This is a genomic window from Allokutzneria multivorans (genome assembly GCF_039537405.1).
In the GTDB taxonomy this organism is placed as follows: Bacteria; Actinomycetota; Actinomycetes; order Mycobacteriales; family Pseudonocardiaceae; genus Allokutzneria; species Allokutzneria multivorans.
In genome coordinates, this window is record NZ_BAABAL010000004.1 from 311,361 (window position 1) to 328,011 (window position 16,651).

General features: G+C 70.0%; 20 protein-coding genes. 11 read left to right on the forward strand and 9 right to left on the reverse strand.

Annotated features, from left to right (window positions below):
- The first annotated feature begins 21 nt into the window (after positions 1 to 21).
- Positions 22 to 603 (forward strand): AAA family ATPase, encoded by a 582-nt coding sequence (locus ABD798_RS03585; RefSeq protein ID WP_344871028.1) that lies wholly within the window; start codon positions 22 to 24, stop codon positions 601 to 603.
- Here the strand turns inward: ABD798_RS03585 and ABD798_RS03590 are convergent.
- From ABD798_RS03590 to ABD798_RS03605, 4 genes are all read right to left on the reverse strand, one after another.
- On the reverse strand, positions 567 to 794 hold the full coding sequence (locus ABD798_RS03590) for a hypothetical protein (RefSeq protein WP_344871029.1): 228 nt from the start codon (positions 792 to 794) through the stop codon (positions 567 to 569). The two genes, ABD798_RS03585 and ABD798_RS03590, sit on opposite strands and share 37 nt — an antisense overlap.
- Before the next feature lie 53 nt (positions 795 to 847).
- A complete protein-coding gene (locus ABD798_RS03595; protein WP_344871030.1) occupies positions 848 to 2,326 on the reverse strand; it encodes a DUF4246 domain-containing protein in 1,479 nt (492 codons plus the stop codon).
- Positions 2,327 to 2,391: 65 nt separating this feature from the next.
- A complete protein-coding gene (locus ABD798_RS03600; protein WP_344871031.1) occupies positions 2,392 to 3,291 on the reverse strand; it encodes an alpha/beta fold hydrolase in 900 nt (299 codons plus the stop codon).
- Between the two features lie 47 nt (positions 3,292 to 3,338).
- Positions 3,339 to 3,734 (reverse strand): hypothetical protein, encoded by a 396-nt coding sequence (locus ABD798_RS03605; RefSeq protein ID WP_344871032.1) that lies wholly within the window; start codon positions 3,732 to 3,734, stop codon positions 3,339 to 3,341.
- 254 nt (positions 3,735 to 3,988) lie between these two features.
- On the opposite strand from ABD798_RS03605, the gene ABD798_RS03610 reads away from it, so the two are divergent.
- Positions 3,989 to 5,020 (forward strand): hypothetical protein, encoded by a 1,032-nt coding sequence (locus ABD798_RS03610; protein ID WP_344871033.1) that lies wholly within the window; start codon positions 3,989 to 3,991, stop codon positions 5,018 to 5,020.
- Positions 5,021 to 5,028: 8 nt separating this feature from the next.
- Here ABD798_RS03610 and ABD798_RS03615 read toward each other — a convergent pair whose 3' ends face one another.
- Together ABD798_RS03615 and ABD798_RS03620 are read right to left on the reverse strand one after the other, a co-directional pair.
- Positions 5,029 to 5,880: an alpha/beta fold hydrolase gene (locus tag ABD798_RS03615; RefSeq protein WP_344871034.1), complete on the reverse strand. Its 852-nt coding sequence runs from the start codon at positions 5,878 to 5,880 to the stop codon at positions 5,029 to 5,031.
- Between the two features lie 166 nt (positions 5,881 to 6,046).
- Entirely contained in the window at positions 6,047 to 6,412 is a 366-nt protein-coding gene (locus ABD798_RS03620) for a hypothetical protein (RefSeq protein WP_344871035.1), read from the reverse strand.
- A gap of 231 nt (positions 6,413 to 6,643) precedes the next feature.
- Here ABD798_RS03620 and ABD798_RS03625 point away from each other — a divergent pair, with 231 nt between their 5' ends.
- From ABD798_RS03625 to ABD798_RS03640, 4 genes are all read left to right on the forward strand, one after another.
- Complete coding sequence (locus ABD798_RS03625; protein WP_344871036.1) at positions 6,644 to 7,504, forward strand: alpha/beta fold hydrolase; 861 nt, start codon at positions 6,644 to 6,646, stop codon at positions 7,502 to 7,504.
- 62 nt (positions 7,505 to 7,566) lie between these two features.
- Positions 7,567 to 8,076: a TetR/AcrR family transcriptional regulator gene (locus tag ABD798_RS03630; protein ID WP_344871037.1), complete on the forward strand. Its 510-nt coding sequence runs from the start codon at positions 7,567 to 7,569 to the stop codon at positions 8,074 to 8,076.
- A gap of 4 nt (positions 8,077 to 8,080) precedes the next feature.
- Entirely contained in the window at positions 8,081 to 8,938 is an 858-nt protein-coding gene (locus tag ABD798_RS03635) for an alpha/beta fold hydrolase (RefSeq protein WP_344871038.1), read from the forward strand.
- A 73-nt stretch (positions 8,939 to 9,011) separates the two neighbouring features.
- Positions 9,012 to 9,506: a hypothetical protein gene (locus ABD798_RS03640; protein ID WP_344871039.1), complete on the forward strand. Its 495-nt coding sequence runs from the start codon at positions 9,012 to 9,014 to the stop codon at positions 9,504 to 9,506.
- On the opposite strand, the gene ABD798_RS03645 is transcribed toward ABD798_RS03640, so the two are convergent.
- Positions 9,484 to 9,816 (reverse strand): hypothetical protein, encoded by a 333-nt coding sequence (locus ABD798_RS03645; RefSeq protein WP_344871040.1) that lies wholly within the window; start codon positions 9,814 to 9,816, stop codon positions 9,484 to 9,486. The two genes, ABD798_RS03640 and ABD798_RS03645, sit on opposite strands and share 23 nt — an antisense overlap.
- A 191-nt stretch (positions 9,817 to 10,007) precedes the next feature.
- Between ABD798_RS03645 and ABD798_RS03650 the strand changes: the two genes are divergently transcribed.
- Positions 10,008 to 11,213, forward strand: a complete 1,206-nt coding sequence (locus tag ABD798_RS03650) for a cytochrome P450 (protein WP_344871041.1) — start codon at positions 10,008 to 10,010, stop codon at positions 11,211 to 11,213.
- Position 11,214: 1 nt separating this feature from the next.
- Here the strand turns inward: ABD798_RS03650 and ABD798_RS03655 are convergent, their stop codons facing one another.
- Positions 11,215 to 12,384, reverse strand: a complete 1,170-nt coding sequence (locus ABD798_RS03655; RefSeq protein ID WP_344871042.1) for an ABC transporter substrate-binding protein — start codon at positions 12,382 to 12,384, stop codon at positions 11,215 to 11,217.
- A gap of 232 nt (positions 12,385 to 12,616) precedes the next feature.
- Here ABD798_RS03655 and ABD798_RS03660 point away from each other — a divergent pair, with 232 nt between their 5' ends.
- The 3 genes from ABD798_RS03660 (at position 12,617) to ABD798_RS03670 (ending at position 14,539) form a co-directional block, all read left to right on the forward strand.
- Positions 12,617 to 13,801 carry a helix-turn-helix domain-containing protein gene (locus tag ABD798_RS03660; protein ID WP_344871043.1) on the forward strand — a complete coding sequence of 395 codons (1,185 nt, stop codon included), beginning with the start codon at positions 12,617 to 12,619 and terminating at the stop codon, positions 13,799 to 13,801.
- A gap of 66 nt (positions 13,802 to 13,867) precedes the next feature.
- Positions 13,868 to 14,086 carry a hypothetical protein gene (locus tag ABD798_RS03665; RefSeq protein WP_344871044.1) on the forward strand — a complete coding sequence of 73 codons (219 nt, stop codon included), beginning with the start codon at positions 13,868 to 13,870 and terminating at the stop codon, positions 14,084 to 14,086.
- A 51-nt stretch (positions 14,087 to 14,137) separates the two neighbouring features.
- Entirely contained in the window at positions 14,138 to 14,539 is a 402-nt protein-coding gene (locus tag ABD798_RS03670) for a hypothetical protein (protein ID WP_344871045.1), read from the forward strand.
- A gap of 95 nt (positions 14,540 to 14,634) precedes the next feature.
- Here the strand turns inward: ABD798_RS03670 and ABD798_RS03675 are convergent, their stop codons facing one another.
- Entirely contained in the window at positions 14,635 to 15,516 is an 882-nt protein-coding gene (locus ABD798_RS03675; RefSeq protein WP_344871046.1) for a LysR family transcriptional regulator, read from the reverse strand.
- Positions 15,517 to 15,604: 88 nt separating this feature from the next.
- Between ABD798_RS03675 and ABD798_RS03680 the strand changes: the two genes are divergently transcribed.
- Entirely contained in the window at positions 15,605 to 16,648 is a 1,044-nt protein-coding gene (locus ABD798_RS03680; protein ID WP_344871047.1) for a pyridoxal-phosphate dependent enzyme, read from the forward strand.
- Positions 16,649 to 16,651: the final 3 nt, after the last annotated feature.

Below are 16,651 nucleotides of genomic sequence, written 5' to 3' on the forward strand. Positions count from 1 at the left end.
CGCGGGGGTAGCGTTCCGGGCGTGCCGCAGCTGATTCACGTGAACGGGCCGTCCGGTGCCGGGAAGTCGACGTTCGCGCGGGCGTACGCCGATCGGCACCCGGGAGTGCTCAACCTCGACATCGACCAGGTCGCGAGCCTGGTCGGCGGCTGGCGCGAGGACTTCTGGAGGGCGTTCGAGGCCGGGCGGTCGCTGGCGGTGGCCATGGCGGAGACCCACCTCCGGACGGGGCACGACGTGGTGATGCCGCAGCTGGTGACCGGCCCGCACGAGATCGTGGAGTTCGAGGCAGCGGCCGGGCGCGCCGGGGCGGAGTACCGCGAGGTCGTGCTGGCGGTCGACAAGGAGCTGATGAAGCAGCGTTTCGCTTGTCGGGCAGGGGAAAACGCCTCTGAGCTGGATCGCCGCGTCGACGAGGTGGTCACGCGGGGCGGAGGGCCGGTGCTGCTGGAGCGGATTCACGACCAGCTCTCCGCCTACGTGGGCACGCGCCCGGAGTGCACGGTGGTCCGCACCGACGACCTCCGCCCGGACGAGACCTACGACGCGGTGGTGGCCCTGCTGGCTCAGCGCTCGCCGAGCACCTTCTCGCGGCCGGACTGACGCAGAGCGAAGTAGCACAGGGCGAGTACGCCGACCACGGCGAGGCAGGCACCGTAAGCCAGCGCGGCGTGCCACCACACGATCGGCTTGTCCTGCTTGAACAAGGCGATTGTCACGTAGCACGCCGCCGCGAGCCCGATCGCGCCGTCGATCAGCCAGAAGATCGACCACGAGCGGTCAGAGGATTCCATGCCGCAAGGCTAGTGCGGCTCGCACAGCAGGACACGAGTCCCGAACGGGGGATTCAGTGCTCGCAGAGGGAGAACTCCCGTTCGTACAGCTCCTCGTTGTGCTCGTCGACGAAGAACTTCCGCTCGCGCATCAGCTCTTCCCGGAAGTCCTTGGCCTGCTCCAAGGTCATGGTCGAGGTCGGTGACCACGGCTGCTGAGGAGGCACATCGGCGGTGGAGACGATCCGCGCCGACGGGTCGACCAGGAAGAAGGCCAGGATCTTGCGGTGTCCGCCTCGCGTGGGGTCGGCGAGGCGGAACGGGGAGACGCGGTGCTGGAGGATGTTCGGAAACGCCAGGCAGCGGCCCGCTCCGGTCGAGACCGCGCCCAACGCCTGGTTCAGCTGGTCCTCGTCGTTGAGGCCGTAGACCTCGCGCATGCCCGGAACGTCGTTCTGCTCGTAGTCGGGGTCGTCGACCGCCGCGCGGAACCCGAGCTCGCTGTCAGTGATGTTCTCGTTGTCCCAGTAGTAGATGCAGGTCGAGACGATGCGCTCGTTCATCATCCCCTCGACGTGCCAGCTGCCGCCGGCGTACTCGGGCTTCTCCGGGGTGAGGTGGATGTTGGCGAGCTTCACGATCACCTGGAGCCGGCGTCCGCGCAGGTCGAGCGGCGGCACGTCGCCGGGCGGGGTGAAGGCGGGGGCGTCCGGGACGACCGGGAGGCGGTTGTCCCACCACTCGTCCAGGGCTTCGTAGTAAGTGCTGAGGGCTTCCTGGTCGCCTGCGGGCGGCCTGACCGGCTCGTCCGAGTACCACGAGTAGGGATCTGCCTCGATCCGCAGCGGCCTGGGGTGGCGCAGGTCCGCGAGCACCTTCTCGAACAGCGGGCGCACGCGCGCGAACAACAGCGGCAGGACGTCGGCGAGTTCGCTGTGCGCCTCGGGGTGGACGTTGTTGACGTAGGACCGGAAGACGGCCTCGCCGTCGGTGTCGACGTCGACATCCGTTGGCAGCCACTGGAACTTCTCCGACCACGCGTACCGCGCACCGTCGCCGCCGGGGTTCTGCCACGCCGAGTCGTCGACGGGGCTCACCTTGCGCACCAGGCAGAACAGCGAAGGGTGAACCAGGTCCAGCACCTGCTCGCCGGAACCCGGGTGCCAGTCCAGCTCCGCTTCGGGAACCTCCTCCAGCGCCCGAACCGCTTCGCGCAGACGGGATCGCAGCTCCTCGTCGATCAAGGAGTCCGACTGCCACACTCCGTCCACAGAGGACACTTCGATGCCGGTCGGCTCATCGCGCAGCGCGGCGTAGTGCGTCAGTTCCGCGAGCGCGTAACGGATCTGCGCCTCGGTCAGGCCCGCGTCGGCCGCTTCCCGGCTCCACCTGGCGATGATGTCGGCGTCGTTCATCTTCGCGAACCACTGCGGCTTCGAGCGGATCTCGGCGCTGAGCCGCATGATCTCCAGCTCCCGCAACGTCCGGGGCTTGGAGACGGGCACCTTGTGCGCGACGAGGAACGGCAGGGGGAACGTGGCGAGGTCGGTCACGAGGTCATCGTACGGACGCGGCCCCACGGTTCGCGTCGTCGTCCACCGCGAGGAAGCGTCGCCCGCTACGCCGCTGACGAAGTAGCGAGCACTCCGCGGATCGCCTGGATGACGGCGTCGGGCCGGACCCAGGCGATCCCCGAGTGCCCGGCGTCGTTCAACCGCACGACCTCGCCACGAGGCAGCGCGGCGGCCAGGTCCGTGTAGAGACGGTGCCTGGCCCTCTGCGACTCGGCGGCGGCTTCGCGGGCGGCGGGCGGCACCAAGTGCTCGGCGAAAGCGTCGAAACCCATGGCGGACAGGAAGAACGTCGGCACGTCGAGCTCCGGCCCCGCGTCTCGCACCTCGGCGAACAGCTCGGGCAGGTTCTTCGCTTCGAGCAGCGAGCGCCGGTAGACCTCGGTGTCGAAACCCCGCTCCAGCAAGGGTTCGCGGATCTCGGCGGGCCACTCGGCGAGCGCGCGGCCGAACACGTCCCGGTACGCCGAGCGCATCGCCTCCAGCTGCTCGGGAGCGGGGGAGAGGGCGTCGGTGTTCCACTCCCTGAGCCGCCGCGCCTCCGCCTCCGGCAGGTAGTCGACGACGTCCTCGTGCGTCGGGTCGAGCAGGACCAGACCGGCGACCTCGTCGGGGAAGCGCTTCGCGTGCAGTCGCGCGTACAGGCCACCGAGCGAGTGCCCGACCAGCACGTACGGGCCGGGCACGTCCGCGACGCGCAGCAGTTCGCGCAGGTCGTCGATCACCTGCTCGCCGGTGCGCGGGAGGTCCACCGCGTCGCTCCAGCCAGTGCCGAGCCGGTCGTACACCACGCTCGTGGTGAACTCCGCGACGAGGTTGTGCACGTTCCAGTAGTAGAGGCCGAACATCCCACCGCCAGGCAGGAAGACCACGGTCGGACCGCCGTTTCCCTTGCGGTGCAGCAGCATTGACCGGCCCGCGACGTCGTAGTGCTTCCCGAGAGGCATGCTCCGGACTGTAGCCGGGCTCGGCTGGTGGCCGAGCCCGGCACTCGTCAGATCCCGTACTCGACGAGCGCGACGCCGATGCTGGCGCTCTTCACGCGGATCTCCAGCATGGACGCGCTGTTCCGGGGCCAGGCGATCTTGCCCTTGTTCCCCTTGCCGCAACCGAGCGACTGCCACTTGTCAGGGTTGGTGTACCGGGACATCCGGCCCTCGACACACGCCTGCTGCGAAGTGCCCGGCTGCACTCCCCACCCGACGATGATGTAGCCGCCCCACTTGGGGTCGTTCGGGGCGAAGTGCACGCACTGCTTGGACACCGAGCCCCAGCTGCCCGGCCACCCGGACGCCCGTCCCGTGCACTTGTACGCGGCGTCCGCTGTGCCGGTGGTGACGCCCGCGGAAACGGCGACGACCGCCGTGGTGATCGCCAGAAAACTCTTCACGAAATGTGCTGCGTTCATGGGTCGGGTATGTCAGATCCCCACCGCGCGGGGAAGCCGGTTCGGTACGGTGCGCCGAAGTCCTGCCAGCGGTTCCGCGCTCCGAACGCTGTTCGTCGCCGGTGCCGTCCCGGACAGCCGGAAACGCGGTCAACCTTTCGGGTAAACGGCGGTCCGAATTCAGGAACCCGATGGTGGAGCGGCTCTCCGTACCCGAAATGACCCGGTGACCCGGTGACGATCCGTAGAATTCCGCCGTGCGCACTCACACCCCGCGTCTGGTCGTGACCCTCGCGGTCCTCTCCGTCGTCTGCTCAGCGTGCTCCGGCGTGATCGCCGGGGTCGCGGAGCCGGCGGGGAGCCCGAGCGGTGGCGCCAAGGACAGCCAGCGGACCATCGCGCTCGGCGACGTCCGCACGCTCGACGTGTGCGGCCTGACCCCCGGCGAGGCGCTGGGCGCGGTCGGGCGCGTGGAGAACAGGGCCTCCAGCTCCGGCGTCAACTCCTGCCAGCGGACGATCAACATCGAGGAGGACGCCGGCGGCGGGCAGAAGCGGACCCTGGGAGTGCTCGACTACACGCTCACCCTGAAGTCGCCGATCGAGGAGGTGAAGTGGCTGAAGACGAGCTATCCGACGGAGTTCTCCGAGGGCAAACAGGGCGCGACCACCACCTACAAGGGCAAGTCCGCCGACGGCGGCTGCATGCGCACGGCGAATGCCGACAAGGGGCAGCTACAGGTCGTGGTGAAGAAGCGCCGCACGGAGACGCAGGGCGACGCGTGCGCGACCGCCGATGCCGCCTTCGACGCGGTGCTGGCGTCGGTGCTGTCCGACACCCCGATCCCGAGGCGCCCGACGGTGGCCGGCTCGATCGCGAACCTGGACCCTTGCGCGCTGGTCACGCCGGAGATGGTGCGCGCCTCCTACACCAAGGAACTCCAGACCAGTCCGCAGATCAGCGTGTTCTCGTGCGCCTTCGGCGGGCCCGGCAGGGGGATGTTGACGGTCAACGTGGGGCACATGATCGTTCCTGGGCGCCTGCCCGCGTTCCCGGGGACCAAGGTGACGACCATCGCCGGTCGGCCCGCGACCGAGACTCTGTCCGGTCCGCTCTGCGTCGTCGACCTGGGCCACGTCATGACCGATCCGCCCGCCGACGCCACGCTGCCGTACCTGGAGTCGGTGCACTTCTCCTACATGACGCAGGCCGACGACGCGGCGACCGCGTGCGAGCAGACCACCAAGCTCGCCACCGCCGTCGCCGAGAAGCTGCCGCCGATCTCCTGACCGTTCCCTCAGCGCGCGGTACCGGCGAGTTCGGCCAGCACCTCAGGGACCTCGTCGACGATCATGTGACCGGCCGAGGTGATGACGTCGAGTTCCACGCCGAGCGCGTGGTGCACGGCAGGGGCCAGCGCGCGGGCCGGGAGGAACACGTCCTCGCTCCCGACGACGACAGTGCGCGCGAGGTCGTGGCGGGCGATCACCGTGGCACCCGGATCGGTGCTGGAGCGCACGTGCCGGGCCACGAGCGTCATCCACTCCACCGCTTCGGGCAGTGGTGGGTGACCGTGGCCGTGCATGGCGCGCAGCAGTCGAGCGCTGGCGTCGGGACTGCGGGCGAGCAGCCAGCCCACCGACGCGAGTGCGACGCGGGGTGTGACGCGCAGTCGCATCAGCCCGCCCGGGGACACCAGAACCTGTTTGCCCACGAGCGGGGACGCACCCGCCAACGTGATCGCGGCGCCCAGTGAGTGACCCAGGACGGTCACCGGCGTGGTGCCGGTCTGCTCGACCACCTCGTCCAGCCACCGGCCGTACCAGGCGAGGCGGCCCGCTGCCGGAACTCGTGCGGCGGAGCTGAGCCCTGGTTGTCCGGGGAGGTCGACGGCCACGACACGGCAGCGCGCCGCCAGGGCTGCTAGCAGCGGAAGGCTTGCCGCAGCGCAGAAGTTGGTGCCTGGGACGAGGACCACGGTGTGATTGCCGGTTCCTGCGATGACCAGGTGAGTTCGTGCGTCGTGCGCCGTGATCACGGTGCGCTCGTGGGAGACCGGCCAGGCATCGAGCCGACCTTGGCACCACTCCGCGATCGCGGCCCGACCCGCTGGGCTTCGGTAGATCGGCACAACACGACGAGTTGGCATCGGGACTCCGTCCTGGGCAGCGTGAACACCGACGCCGACCAGACTTCCCGGCACACCGGGAGTGATCCTATCGCGGGAGGCGGTGCGCATCGAGACCAAGTACGCGCAGCGCGGCAAGACCGTCGAGATCACCGGCCTCAACCCGACCAGCACCTGAAAGTGCGGGTCAGCGCAGCCAACGCAACGCGGCGTCGGCGCTGTCCTCCGGGTTGCTGTTGAACGCGATCGCCGCGCGCGGGGCGTGCACGCGCACCAGATTGACCAGCTTCTCGAAGAACTCCAGCAGCGGCGCGTGCGTCCGGATCCCGCCGCCGATCACCACACAGGCGTAGTCCTTCGCCGAGAGCGCCCGCACGACGACGTCCTCTGCGCCCTCGATCTCCTCCATCGCCAGCAGGCACTCGTCGACCTCGATGCCGTGCTCCTCGAAGCGCGCGTGCCCCCTGGCGAGCGCGGCCAGCACCGGCGCCGGGTCCCATTCGGGGATCGTGACCGGATCGAACCCGATCAGCAGCACCCGTCCCATCACCATCGCTTCTCCCAGCTGTCGTGCCAACGCTTTCCCGATGCCACGGCCGCGCAGGGCGGCGTCGACGTAGACGGAGGTCTCGGCGAGCCCGGAGTAGCACGCGCACGCCGAGATCGGGCTGGCCGCCGCCCAGTCCGCGGGTTGCAGGGGGCGGTGGTCAGGGGTGAGGACACCACGCCCTCACCGTCGCACAACTTCATCCGGAACCGCCACCACTGCTGGGAGACTCGGTGGGTGTTCGTTGATGACGTCGTGCCCGTGGCGGCCGATCCCGATGTGGCCCTGTTCGTCGCGCGGACGGAGGGGCCTGCCGACCGGACGCTGCTGGTGGTGCACGGCGGGCCGGACTGGGATCACAGCTACCTGCGGGAGCCGCTGGTCGAGCTGGCGGGGCGGTATCGGTTGGTGCTGCCCGACCTGCGCGGTTGCGGTCGGTCCACGCAGGGGCTCGCGGATGAGCAGTACACGCCGGATGCCGTCGTGGCGGATCTGCGGGCGTTGCTGGAGGAGCTCGGTGTGGAGCGAGCGGACGTGCTGGGCTTCTCCTACGGCGGCCTGATCGCGCAGCGCCTGGCACTGACGGCGCCGGAGCGAGTGCGTGGCCTGGTGGTGGCGTCGAGCAGTGTCCTTCCGGTGCCCGCCAACGCCTTCGACGGCTGGGCGGAGCGCGATCGACGCACCGGGGCGGAAGCGCGGGTGTGGTCGAATCCCTCGGCGGAGGGCGCGGAGCTGACGCGCGCGGCGGCGGTGGCAGGCGCGGAAGCGAACGTGTGGCGCGCGGAGGCGCTGCCGGAGTACCTGCGGCGCCTGGAAGAAGCGCGGTTCTCGGCAGAGTGGGCGAAGCCGTGGCGGGCGGGCACGTTGCCGTCGCCGCGCTGCGAGAACGCGGTGGAACGGTTGGCAGCACTGAACATTCCGGTGTTGCTACTGCACGGGCGCCAGGACATGACCTTCCCGGCGGAGCTGGCCGAGCATGCGGCGGAGCTGATCCCCTCCGCGCGGGCCGTGGTGCTCGACGAAGCCGGGCACATGGCGCACGTCGACCAGCCCACCGCCTGGCTCAGGGCCATCGAGGAGTTCTTGGAGCAGGACTGACCGATTGGTTGAAGTCTGACCATGTGGTCAGGTAGCTTGGCTCCCAACGGAAGGGGGCCGGGGTGCCACGACAGACCCAGGAACAGCTCACGGCGGAGATCGTCGCGGTCGCCGGGCGGCTGTTCGGCGCGCGCGGCTACGGGGCGACGAGCGTGCAGCAGATCGCCGACGCCATGGGCTACTCCAAGGCAGCGGTGCTCTACCACTTCCCGTCGAAGGACGCGCTGCTCGCGGCGGTCCTGACCGAGGCCGCCGAGGCCGTCGCGGAGATCGCGAACAGCGCGAACAGGCTGGAGGCCGTCGAACGCTACGTCGACTTGGCCCTGACCCGGTCCGAGCTGGGCGTGCTGCTGGACCTCTCCGGTGCGCACGCCGAGCTGCGCGTGCTCGCCGAAGCCGGAACGCGGCTGCGCGAGTTCCTGCGCGCGGACGACGGGCCAGAAGCCGGAGTCCGCGTCGACATGGCCCTGTGGGGCGTGATCTTCACGGCGCGCACGACCGGGACCGACCACGACACGGCGCGCGCGGCGATGGTGCGCGCCGTCGCGGACCTGATCGAGATCGAGGGGTGAGACAGTGGAACGTTTGGTGAACTGCAACGGGATCACCTTGTGGTGCGAGGACTTCGGCGATCCGGCCGACCCGGTGGTGCTGCTCGTGATGGGGCTCGGCGCGCAGGGAACGTCGTGGAACGAGGCGTTCTGCTCGGCGCTCGTCGAGGGCGGCCGTTACGTGGTGCGCTTCGACAGCCGTGACACCGGCAGGTCCGACAGCATCGACTTCGCGGCTTCTCCGTACACGGTGACGGACCTGGCCGCCGACGCTTTCGGCGTGCTGGACGCGCTCGGCGTCAAGGCCGCGCACGTCGTCGGCGTGTCTATGGGCGGCATGGTCGCGCAGGAGATGGCGATCGAGCACCCGGCGCGCGTGCTGTCGCTGACCTCGTGGATGTCCAGCCCGGACACACCCGATCCGTCCACATTGGACTGGAGGGTGCTGCCGGGCAGGCGCGCCGAGCTGGCCCCGCTCGTCGCGGAGATGGCGGACGGCCTGCCGACCACCCGCGAGGAGCGCGTGGAGTTCATGGTGCGGCTCGCCCGCGCGGCCACGGGTGGCGGCGCGGAGTTCGACGAGGCCGCGGTGCGCCGGCTCGTCGAGCGCGACATCGACCGCGCCGACGGTCGCGACGCGACGATGAACCACAGCCTCGCGGCCGCGTCCTCGCGCGATCGGTGGGACCTGCTTCGAGGCCTGGCGGTCCCGACGCTCGTGGTGCACGGGACCGAGGACCCGATCGTCCCGTTCATCCACGCCGAGGAGATGGTCCGCTTGGTCCCGGGCGCTCGACTGCTCCCGTTGCCGGGCGTCGGGCACGACATGCCGCGTGAGTGGCAGGACCGGATCGCGAAGGAGATTCTCGCGCACACCGCGTGAAAACTCGGGACAACCTGAACGCGTGGTCGCTCGTCTACTGGGTACTGAAGTGCTGACCCAGGGGGAAAAAGCCATGAAGACCAGGTTCGTCGCAGCAGTCGTCGCCACCGCCTTCGCCGTCGCCGGTTTCGCCGGAACCGCCCACGCGGACGGTGACAACACTCTCGGCCCGTTCGGCTACAACGACCTGAAGCTGGGGCAGTCGGAGCAGGCGGCCGTGGAGACCGGTCTGCTGGTGGACGGTGAAGGTGACCAGGTCTGCCGCAGGTACTACTTCAACCCCTCGGAAGGCAGCTCGTCCAGGGCCAGCGGCGTGTTCATCTCCGGCCTTCGTGGCGTGACGCTGATCGGTGGCACGTCCCGGATGCGGACGGCTGAGGGCATCACCGAGGGCGCCTCGCTGGAGTCGCTCCAGCGGCACTACCCGCAGCTGGTGCAGGACCCGGACTCCGAGTGGATCTACCTCACGCCGGCTCCCGGCAACCCCAGCGCCAAGTATCGCTTCGTCGTGTACGGCGACGTCGTCGACAGCTTCGTCCTGGAGCTCAACGACCGCGCGAGCTGCTGACCCGCTCGGTCGGCGGCACGTCGCCTCGGGTTCGATCCGAAGTGGCACGGCCCGGCTTCACCTTGAGCCGGGCCGGCTCTCGGCCGGTGAGCAATGTGCTGTCCTCAGCGTGCGGCTGGGGGAGACCGTCGACGATGACGCTGATCCGCGAGCCGGGCACGCCGCCCTCCAGCTCAGGGAAAGCGTCGCGCAGGGTGAACTCGATGAGCGAGAACCGCTCCTCTCTGAAGTACGCGGGTCGCAAAGCCTTGGTGTCGAAGCGCTCAGCGAAGAATCCCTTGCCTGGTAACGGGTTTGGCGAGGCGAGCACTCTTCGCAAGGACGACCCTGGGCTCTCGTGGTTCATCGACACTCCAACTCTCGGACTCCGAGCGCTAGATTTGAAACGATTCAAAGCGCGGAATTATGGTTGAGCGCCGTTCTTCGCGTCAAGGCGCAGTTGACGTCGCCCGATGCGGTTCTCGCCGCGCTCGCGGAACCCGGCGGTGCCAGGGTCGGACCATGGCGGAACCCGTGGCGTTGATCAGGTCGCTGTTGCTGGCGCGCACGCCGCAGGACCCGTACCCCGTGTACGAGCGGCTGCGCGAGGGCGCTGGCGTGCATCACTTCGCGCCACTGGACGCGTACCTGATCACGAGGCACGAGGACTGCGCGGAGCTGCACCGCGACCGCAGTCTGCGGGTGATCAGCGGCGTGCAGCAGGGGCGGCGGCGCGTCGGGCAATGGCCGCCAGAGGTGCTGACCTCGATCGAGCAGTGGCCGGTGTACCGCAACCCGCCCGGGCACACAGCGCTGCGCCAGGCCGCCGCCCCGTACTTCACGCCGAAGCGGGTAGCGCAGACGCGCGCGTTCGTGGAGCGCGAGTGCGAGGCAGCGCTCGACGAGCTGGAAGAGCGGGGACGCGACGGCTCGGCGGTGGACCTGGCCCCGTTGCTGGCGGCGGTGCCGATGCGGACGATGGCGCACGTGCTCGGCCTGCCCGCGACGGACATCGGGCTGTTGGTGGAGCTGATGGGCGAGTTCTCGTTGCTCTTCGAGGTGGTGCTCACCCGGGCGCAGAACCGCCGCCTCGCCGCGAGCCATGAGCGCTTGGTCGCCTACTACCTGGACCGGATCGCCACCCGGCGAGGCCGCTTCGCCGAACTCGTCGAGCACTGGAGCGGGGTCGGCGGCGGGAAGACCGCGCGGCAGGTCGCCGGGATGCTCTCCGGCCTGATGCTGGCCGGGTTCGAGACGTCGGTGGGACTGCTCGGCAACGGCGCCCGAGCGCTCGCGCTGCACCCCGGGCAGGCGCGGCTGCTGGCTGAGCGACCCGAGCTGGCCGAGGCGGCGGTGGAGGAGGTGCTGCGCTGGGACAGCCCGGTCCAGGTCAACACCCGCCTGGCCGGGCGGGCGCTGACCGTGGCCGGGACCGTCGTTCCCGAGGGCGCCGTGCTGGGGCTGGTCTACGGCTCGGCCCACCGGGACCCTTCGCGCTACCCCGATCCTGATCGCTTCGACATCACCAGGACCGGCGTGCAGCCGCTGAGCTTCGGCCTCGGCGTGCACCACTGCGTCGGCTCCCAACTGGCCAGGATGGAAGCCGCCGTGGTGCTCCTCGCGCTCGCACGGCGGTTCCGGGACCTGCGACCGGCCGGGACACCGAAGCTGCGGCAGCCCTGCTTCACCATCCGCGCGTTCGAGGAACTGCCCGTGCGGATCGCGTGAACTACGTGTCGAGCACGAACCTGCCGCCACGCACGATCGCTGTCGTCAGTGTCCCGTCGGGCAGGCCGACCTGGTTCTTGCCGGGTGCGTAGACGCCGGTAACACCCTCGTAGGACAACGATTCCATGCGATCGCGAGCCTTCGCGCGGTCGTCGGTCGTGGCGTACGCCTTGGTGAGCATCCCGAGGGCGTCCGCCGCGAAGCACGGGTACGCGCCCGGCTGGCCGTGCTGGGCTTCGAAGGTCGTGGCGAACAGCCGCATCGTCAGCAGGTTCGGCAGCAGCAGCGGTGCCTGGAGGTGCACCGTCGCCCACGGCACGAGCACGCGGACCCCCTCGGCGGCCTGGCCCGCCGTGCTCAGGAACAACGGGTGTGATGCGGAAGGGCTGCAATAGATCCGTTTCTTCCAGCCCAGTTCTCGCGCCTGAGCGACCGCGAGGCCGTTGGACGGCGGCAATCCGAACACGGAGATCGTGTCGGGGTTGGTGTCGATGAGCTGCTTCAGCTGCGGCCGCAGGTCCGTCGCGGTGTGCTCGTACTGCGCCACCCCCGCGTTCTCCAACCCGAACCCGGCCAGCCGCGCCAGGTCCTCGTCGAACTTCGGGCCGGTCCACGCGGAGCCGACCAGCGTCGCGGCCCTGCGCAGGTTCGCGCGCTTCGCGTCGCGGGCGATCGCTTTGATCAGGTCCAGCCCGAACGGCGCCCGCGAGGTGAACACGAAGGTGTTGGTGGGATCGGCCAGGCCCGCGATCAACGGGTTCACCATCGGCACTCCGGCCGTCTGCGCGGCCTCGCGCAGCGGCGCCACCGTGAACGGGGAGGACGTGCCGATCAGGCCGTGCACGCCGTCCTGCCCGATCAGCGCCGCCGCTGCCGCCGCGGTGGCCGCTGTCGTGCCCTGCGTGTCGCGCTCGACCAGCGTCACCGGCCGGTGCCCCGGCATCAGGCCGTCGTTCACCAGGTCCCGCATTCGCCGCAGCCCCAACACCTGCCGCTCGCCGTGCCCCGACCCGGGTCCGGACAGGTCCAGCAGCACGCCGACCTTGATCGGCCGCTCCAGCGCCTCCCTCGGCCCGGCCGCGGCCACCCCGGCCCCGACGGCCGCCGCCGACACCGCCGCCGCGCCGCCCAGCAGCACCGAACGCCGGGAGACCAGCCTGTTGTGCTCCATCACCGACTCCTCGCAGACTCCACGCAGACGAAGGACAAACAGTCGACTGTCCGCGCCGAGCCGGTGCGGTGGCGCCTCGAAACCGCGCTGTTCACCGCAACGGGCACCGCCTCTCCAAAGAACTGCTCACGAGTTCAGGGAACGGCCGCGGGTCCGGTCCTGACCTTGGTCGGAGGACCCGTCGCGCGTACCGTTGAAGGCACTTCTCGTGGGGATGAGCGAGGTGTTCGTCATGGACACGAACGCGGGCATCGGAGCGCGACTGCGCCAGATCAGGCAGGCGTGGCGCAAGTCCTTGAAGGTCGTCGCGGAACTCGCGGGGATCTCCGAGGGCTATCTCTCCCGTCTGGAGACTGGCCAGCGCGCGCTGGACCGGCGGTCGCTGATCCTCGACCTCGCGAACGCACTTGAGGTTGCTCCCTCGGAGATCACCGGTTCGACCATCGCCACCCTGGGCGAGTTCGCCGAGGACCAGTCGCTCGGTCCGGTCCGACTCGCTCTGCTCGCGGTCAGCATGGGCGAGCCGCAGGGACGGGTGCTCCCTGTGGAGGTCCTGTCCGCACGTGCGACCGCCGTGCTCGACGCCCAGCGCGACTGCCGCTACGCCGATGTCGGCGTGGAACTGCCGATCCTCATCCGGGACCTGCACACCTCTCTCGCCGCCAGGCGCGACGTGGACCAGCTGTTGCGCCTCGCGACGCTTGTTCACGTGCAGGGCACGCAGGCGTGGCTGATGGACATCGGCGCGAACACGGACCTGGGCTGGCAGGCCGCCGCGCTGGCGAAGGCCGCGGCGGAGGAGCTTGACGAGTCCGTCACCCGTGGCGTCAGCGCTTTCGGTACCGCGTTCGGTCTGCTCGGCGCGGGTGCCTTCGACCTCGCGCGCGCAACGCTCTCCGCTGCTGGAGTCGGAACCCGTACTCCGGAGGAGTTGCAGCTCAACGGCATGCTCGTGCTGGCGAGGTCGCTGACGGCGGCGGCCGAGAAGAACCACGCCGAGCGCGTGACGGCGATCGAGCACGCGGCCGAGCTCGCCGAGCGGACCGGTGAGGGCGAGGCCTTGTGGTTCGGTTTCGGCCCCAGCAACGTCGGCGTCTGGCGGATGTCCGTCGCGCTGGAGGCGGGTGAGTACGCCGTCGCCGCGCAGGTCGCCAGGACCGTGAACCCCGAGGCACTCGCCTCGCCCACTCGGCGTGCGGCGTACTGGCGCGAGTACGGGCGGGCGCTGGCCAGGCTTCCCCGACAGCAGGACGCCGCCGTGATGGCGCTCCGCGAAGCGGAACTCATCTCCCCCGTGCGCATACACCGCCACCCGTTCATGCGTTCAGTTCTCTCCGAGCTGCTGACCAAGACGAAGCACCGGGCCGTCCGGCGGGAACTCCGCGGTATGGCGTACCGCGCGGGACTTCCCGTCTGAACCGTTCGGGGGTCCCTTGTCCGCCAGGCAAGGTTTCCCGCGCCAGGCTTCCTAGCGTCCGCGTTCGTGACGGGGATGCGGGACGGCTGCGGGCCGTACTGCTGGTGGCCGGTCGGCGGGCAGCGGCACGCGATTCGCGGGGTGCTCACAGAACACCGGCCCGCGGTGCTGGCGCCGAGGGCGTGTGGCGGCGAAGTGCTGATGCCGCCCCGGTCGGTGGACGACGAGGTGTTCGAGTGGCCCGAGTGCACGCGGTGTCGCGAACGGATGCGGCAGCGCTGGTGAGGCCGACGAGTGTCCACAATGGACAAATGGGTCGGGTGACATGATGAACCGGTGCTGGTTGAGGTGATCGGGCTCGTCGTGGCCGAGGGTGGCGTGGTGCTGGCGGAGGTGCGGACGCCGGTCGGCGCGGTCACCGTGAAGTGGTGTGACGAGCGGGAACCCTCGCTGGGTGCCCACCAGGTCGAATGGGAACTGGACGTGGAGTTCCGTTGGGGACAGGACGTTCTGCGTGCCGAGGACCGGTCGGAGTGGCTGAGCCAGAACGAGCACGAGATCGCCTTCCGAGGCCGGTTGAGCCTCGCCGAGTCGGAACCGCCGCTCGCGCACGTGGAGTTGGCGGGGGCCGTCATCGATCTCGGTCACGTCGAAGGGGTGCCGACGGACTTGTCGGCCACGTGGGTGGAACTCCGCGTCCCCTCCGAGAAGGTCGCGCTGTATCCCTGCCTGACCTGAGCGGCGGAGGGCTGGGTTTGGGGCGGTTAGCGATGATCGACAGGGGGGTTTGCGGGTCTTGAAGACGCCCTGACCCTCCGGCGCACCGTGACCGGTCAGTGCACGCTGGCGGCGAGGGCTTCGCGGCAGGCGACGACGGCGGGATGGGCCTCGGTTCCGGCTCGGACGGCGGTGAACACGGTTCGCAGGTGCGGGCCGCCGGGCATTGCGCGCAGCACGGCGGCGGTCGTGGTGCTACGCCACACGAGGTCGGGGACGAGGGCGACGGCGTGCCCCTGCTCGACCATGTGGACGTGGAACAGCACGTCGGCCGACTCGAAGCACACGTCGGGCTCGAAACCGGCGTTGCGGCACACGGTCATGGCCCACAGCCGCGCGGCGGTGCCCTCGGGTTCCATCGCCCACGGTTGAGCCGCGAGGTCGGGTAGTCGGCGCCGGGATGAACCGGGCGGCAGCGCGAGCCGGAGCGGGTCCCGGCACAGTTCGCGGCGCTCGATCCCGGCGGGCCTGGGCATCGCGTTCCCGGGGTACTCCTCGGCGATGACGAGGTCGAACTCGCGGGTCAGCAGCGCGGGCAGCACGAGTTCGGCCTCGATGTGGACGACGTGCACACGCAGTCGCGGGTGCCGCTCGCGCAGCGCGGTCAACGCCTCGGGCACGAACGCGAGCGCGGCGGTCTGGAACGCGCCGATCCGCAGCGTGCCGACGACCTCGACGGAGGCCCGCGCGAGGTCGGTCTGCGCCAGCTCCATGCGCTGCATGATCGCGTCGGTGTGCTCGACGAGGATCTCCGCGTGCGCGGTCAGCCGCACACCCCGGCCCACGGGCTCCAGCAGCGGGACGCCGACCTCGGCTTCGAGCTGCGAAAGCTGTTGTGACACAGAGGAAGGGCTGTAGGACAAGGCCTTGGCCACGGCGGCCAGGGTGCCGCGCGCCTTCAGCTCGCGGAGCAGCCGGAGCCGGTGCAGGTCGTACACGCCGCGCCTCCATTGTTCGGCAATCCTGACGATTATTGCTCGAAAACATTCGCTGGACCAAAGGCTCGGCCGTTCCTACGGTGAGGCCATGACCTGGTTCTTCCGGCCGACCGCGCGCGCCTGGCGGCACGACCCGGCGCCCGACGCGGCCTTTCGGTTCCACCGAGGCGTCGACGGCTACCGGCCGACCGCGCTCGTGGACCTGCCTGCGCTGGCCGAGGAACTCGGTGTGCGCCGGGTCGCCGTGAAGGACGAGTCGGACCGCTTCGGCCTGCCCGCCTTCAAGGTTCTCGGAGTGTCCTGGGCGGTGCACAAGGTCGTGGCTGAGCACCCCGACGCCGAGGTGCTCGTCACCGCCACCGACGGGAACCACGGCCGCGCGGTCGCCAGAACCGCTCGGCAGCACGGGCTCGACGCGCACATCGTTGTGCCGAAAGGAGTTCATCCGCGGGCCGTCGCGGCGATCACCGCAGAGGGCGCGCAGGTGGAGCAGATCGACGGCTCCTACGACGAGGCCGTCGACCGCGCGGTCCGCGTCGCGAAAGCGCAGGGGCACGTGCTGGTGCAGGACACCGACGTCCCCGGCCACCACGACGTTCCACAGTGGATAGTCGAGGGCTATTCGACCCTGTTCCGCGAGATCAGCGAGCAGCTCACACCCGACCTGCTCGTCGTGCCGGTCGGAGTCGGCTCGCTCGCCCAAGCCGCCGTCGTGCACCACCGGGGGACTTGCCCCACCGGCAAGACGGCGTTGCTCGCGGTCGAGCCGGACACGGCGGCGTGCGTGCTGGCCAGCCTCAACGCGGGCGAAATCGTCAGCGTGCCCACGCCCGGCACGTCCATGGCTGGGCTGAACTGCGGCACTCCGTCCGCATCAGCGTGGCCGCTGCTCAACGCCGGATTGGACGCGGCGGTCAGCGTCACCGACCTTGAAAGTGCAGACGCCGCAACCACGTTGGCCGCGCTCGGCGTGTCGGCGGGACCGTGCGGAGCCGCTTCGCTGGCGGGCGTCCGGGCCGCGCTGCGCGACTCCGACCGCAGGCGGCAGCTCGGCGTGGACGCGGACTCGACCGTTGTCCTGCTCAACACCGAAGGCACAGCCGCGAATCCGGCTCACACCAGGGAGAACTGACCA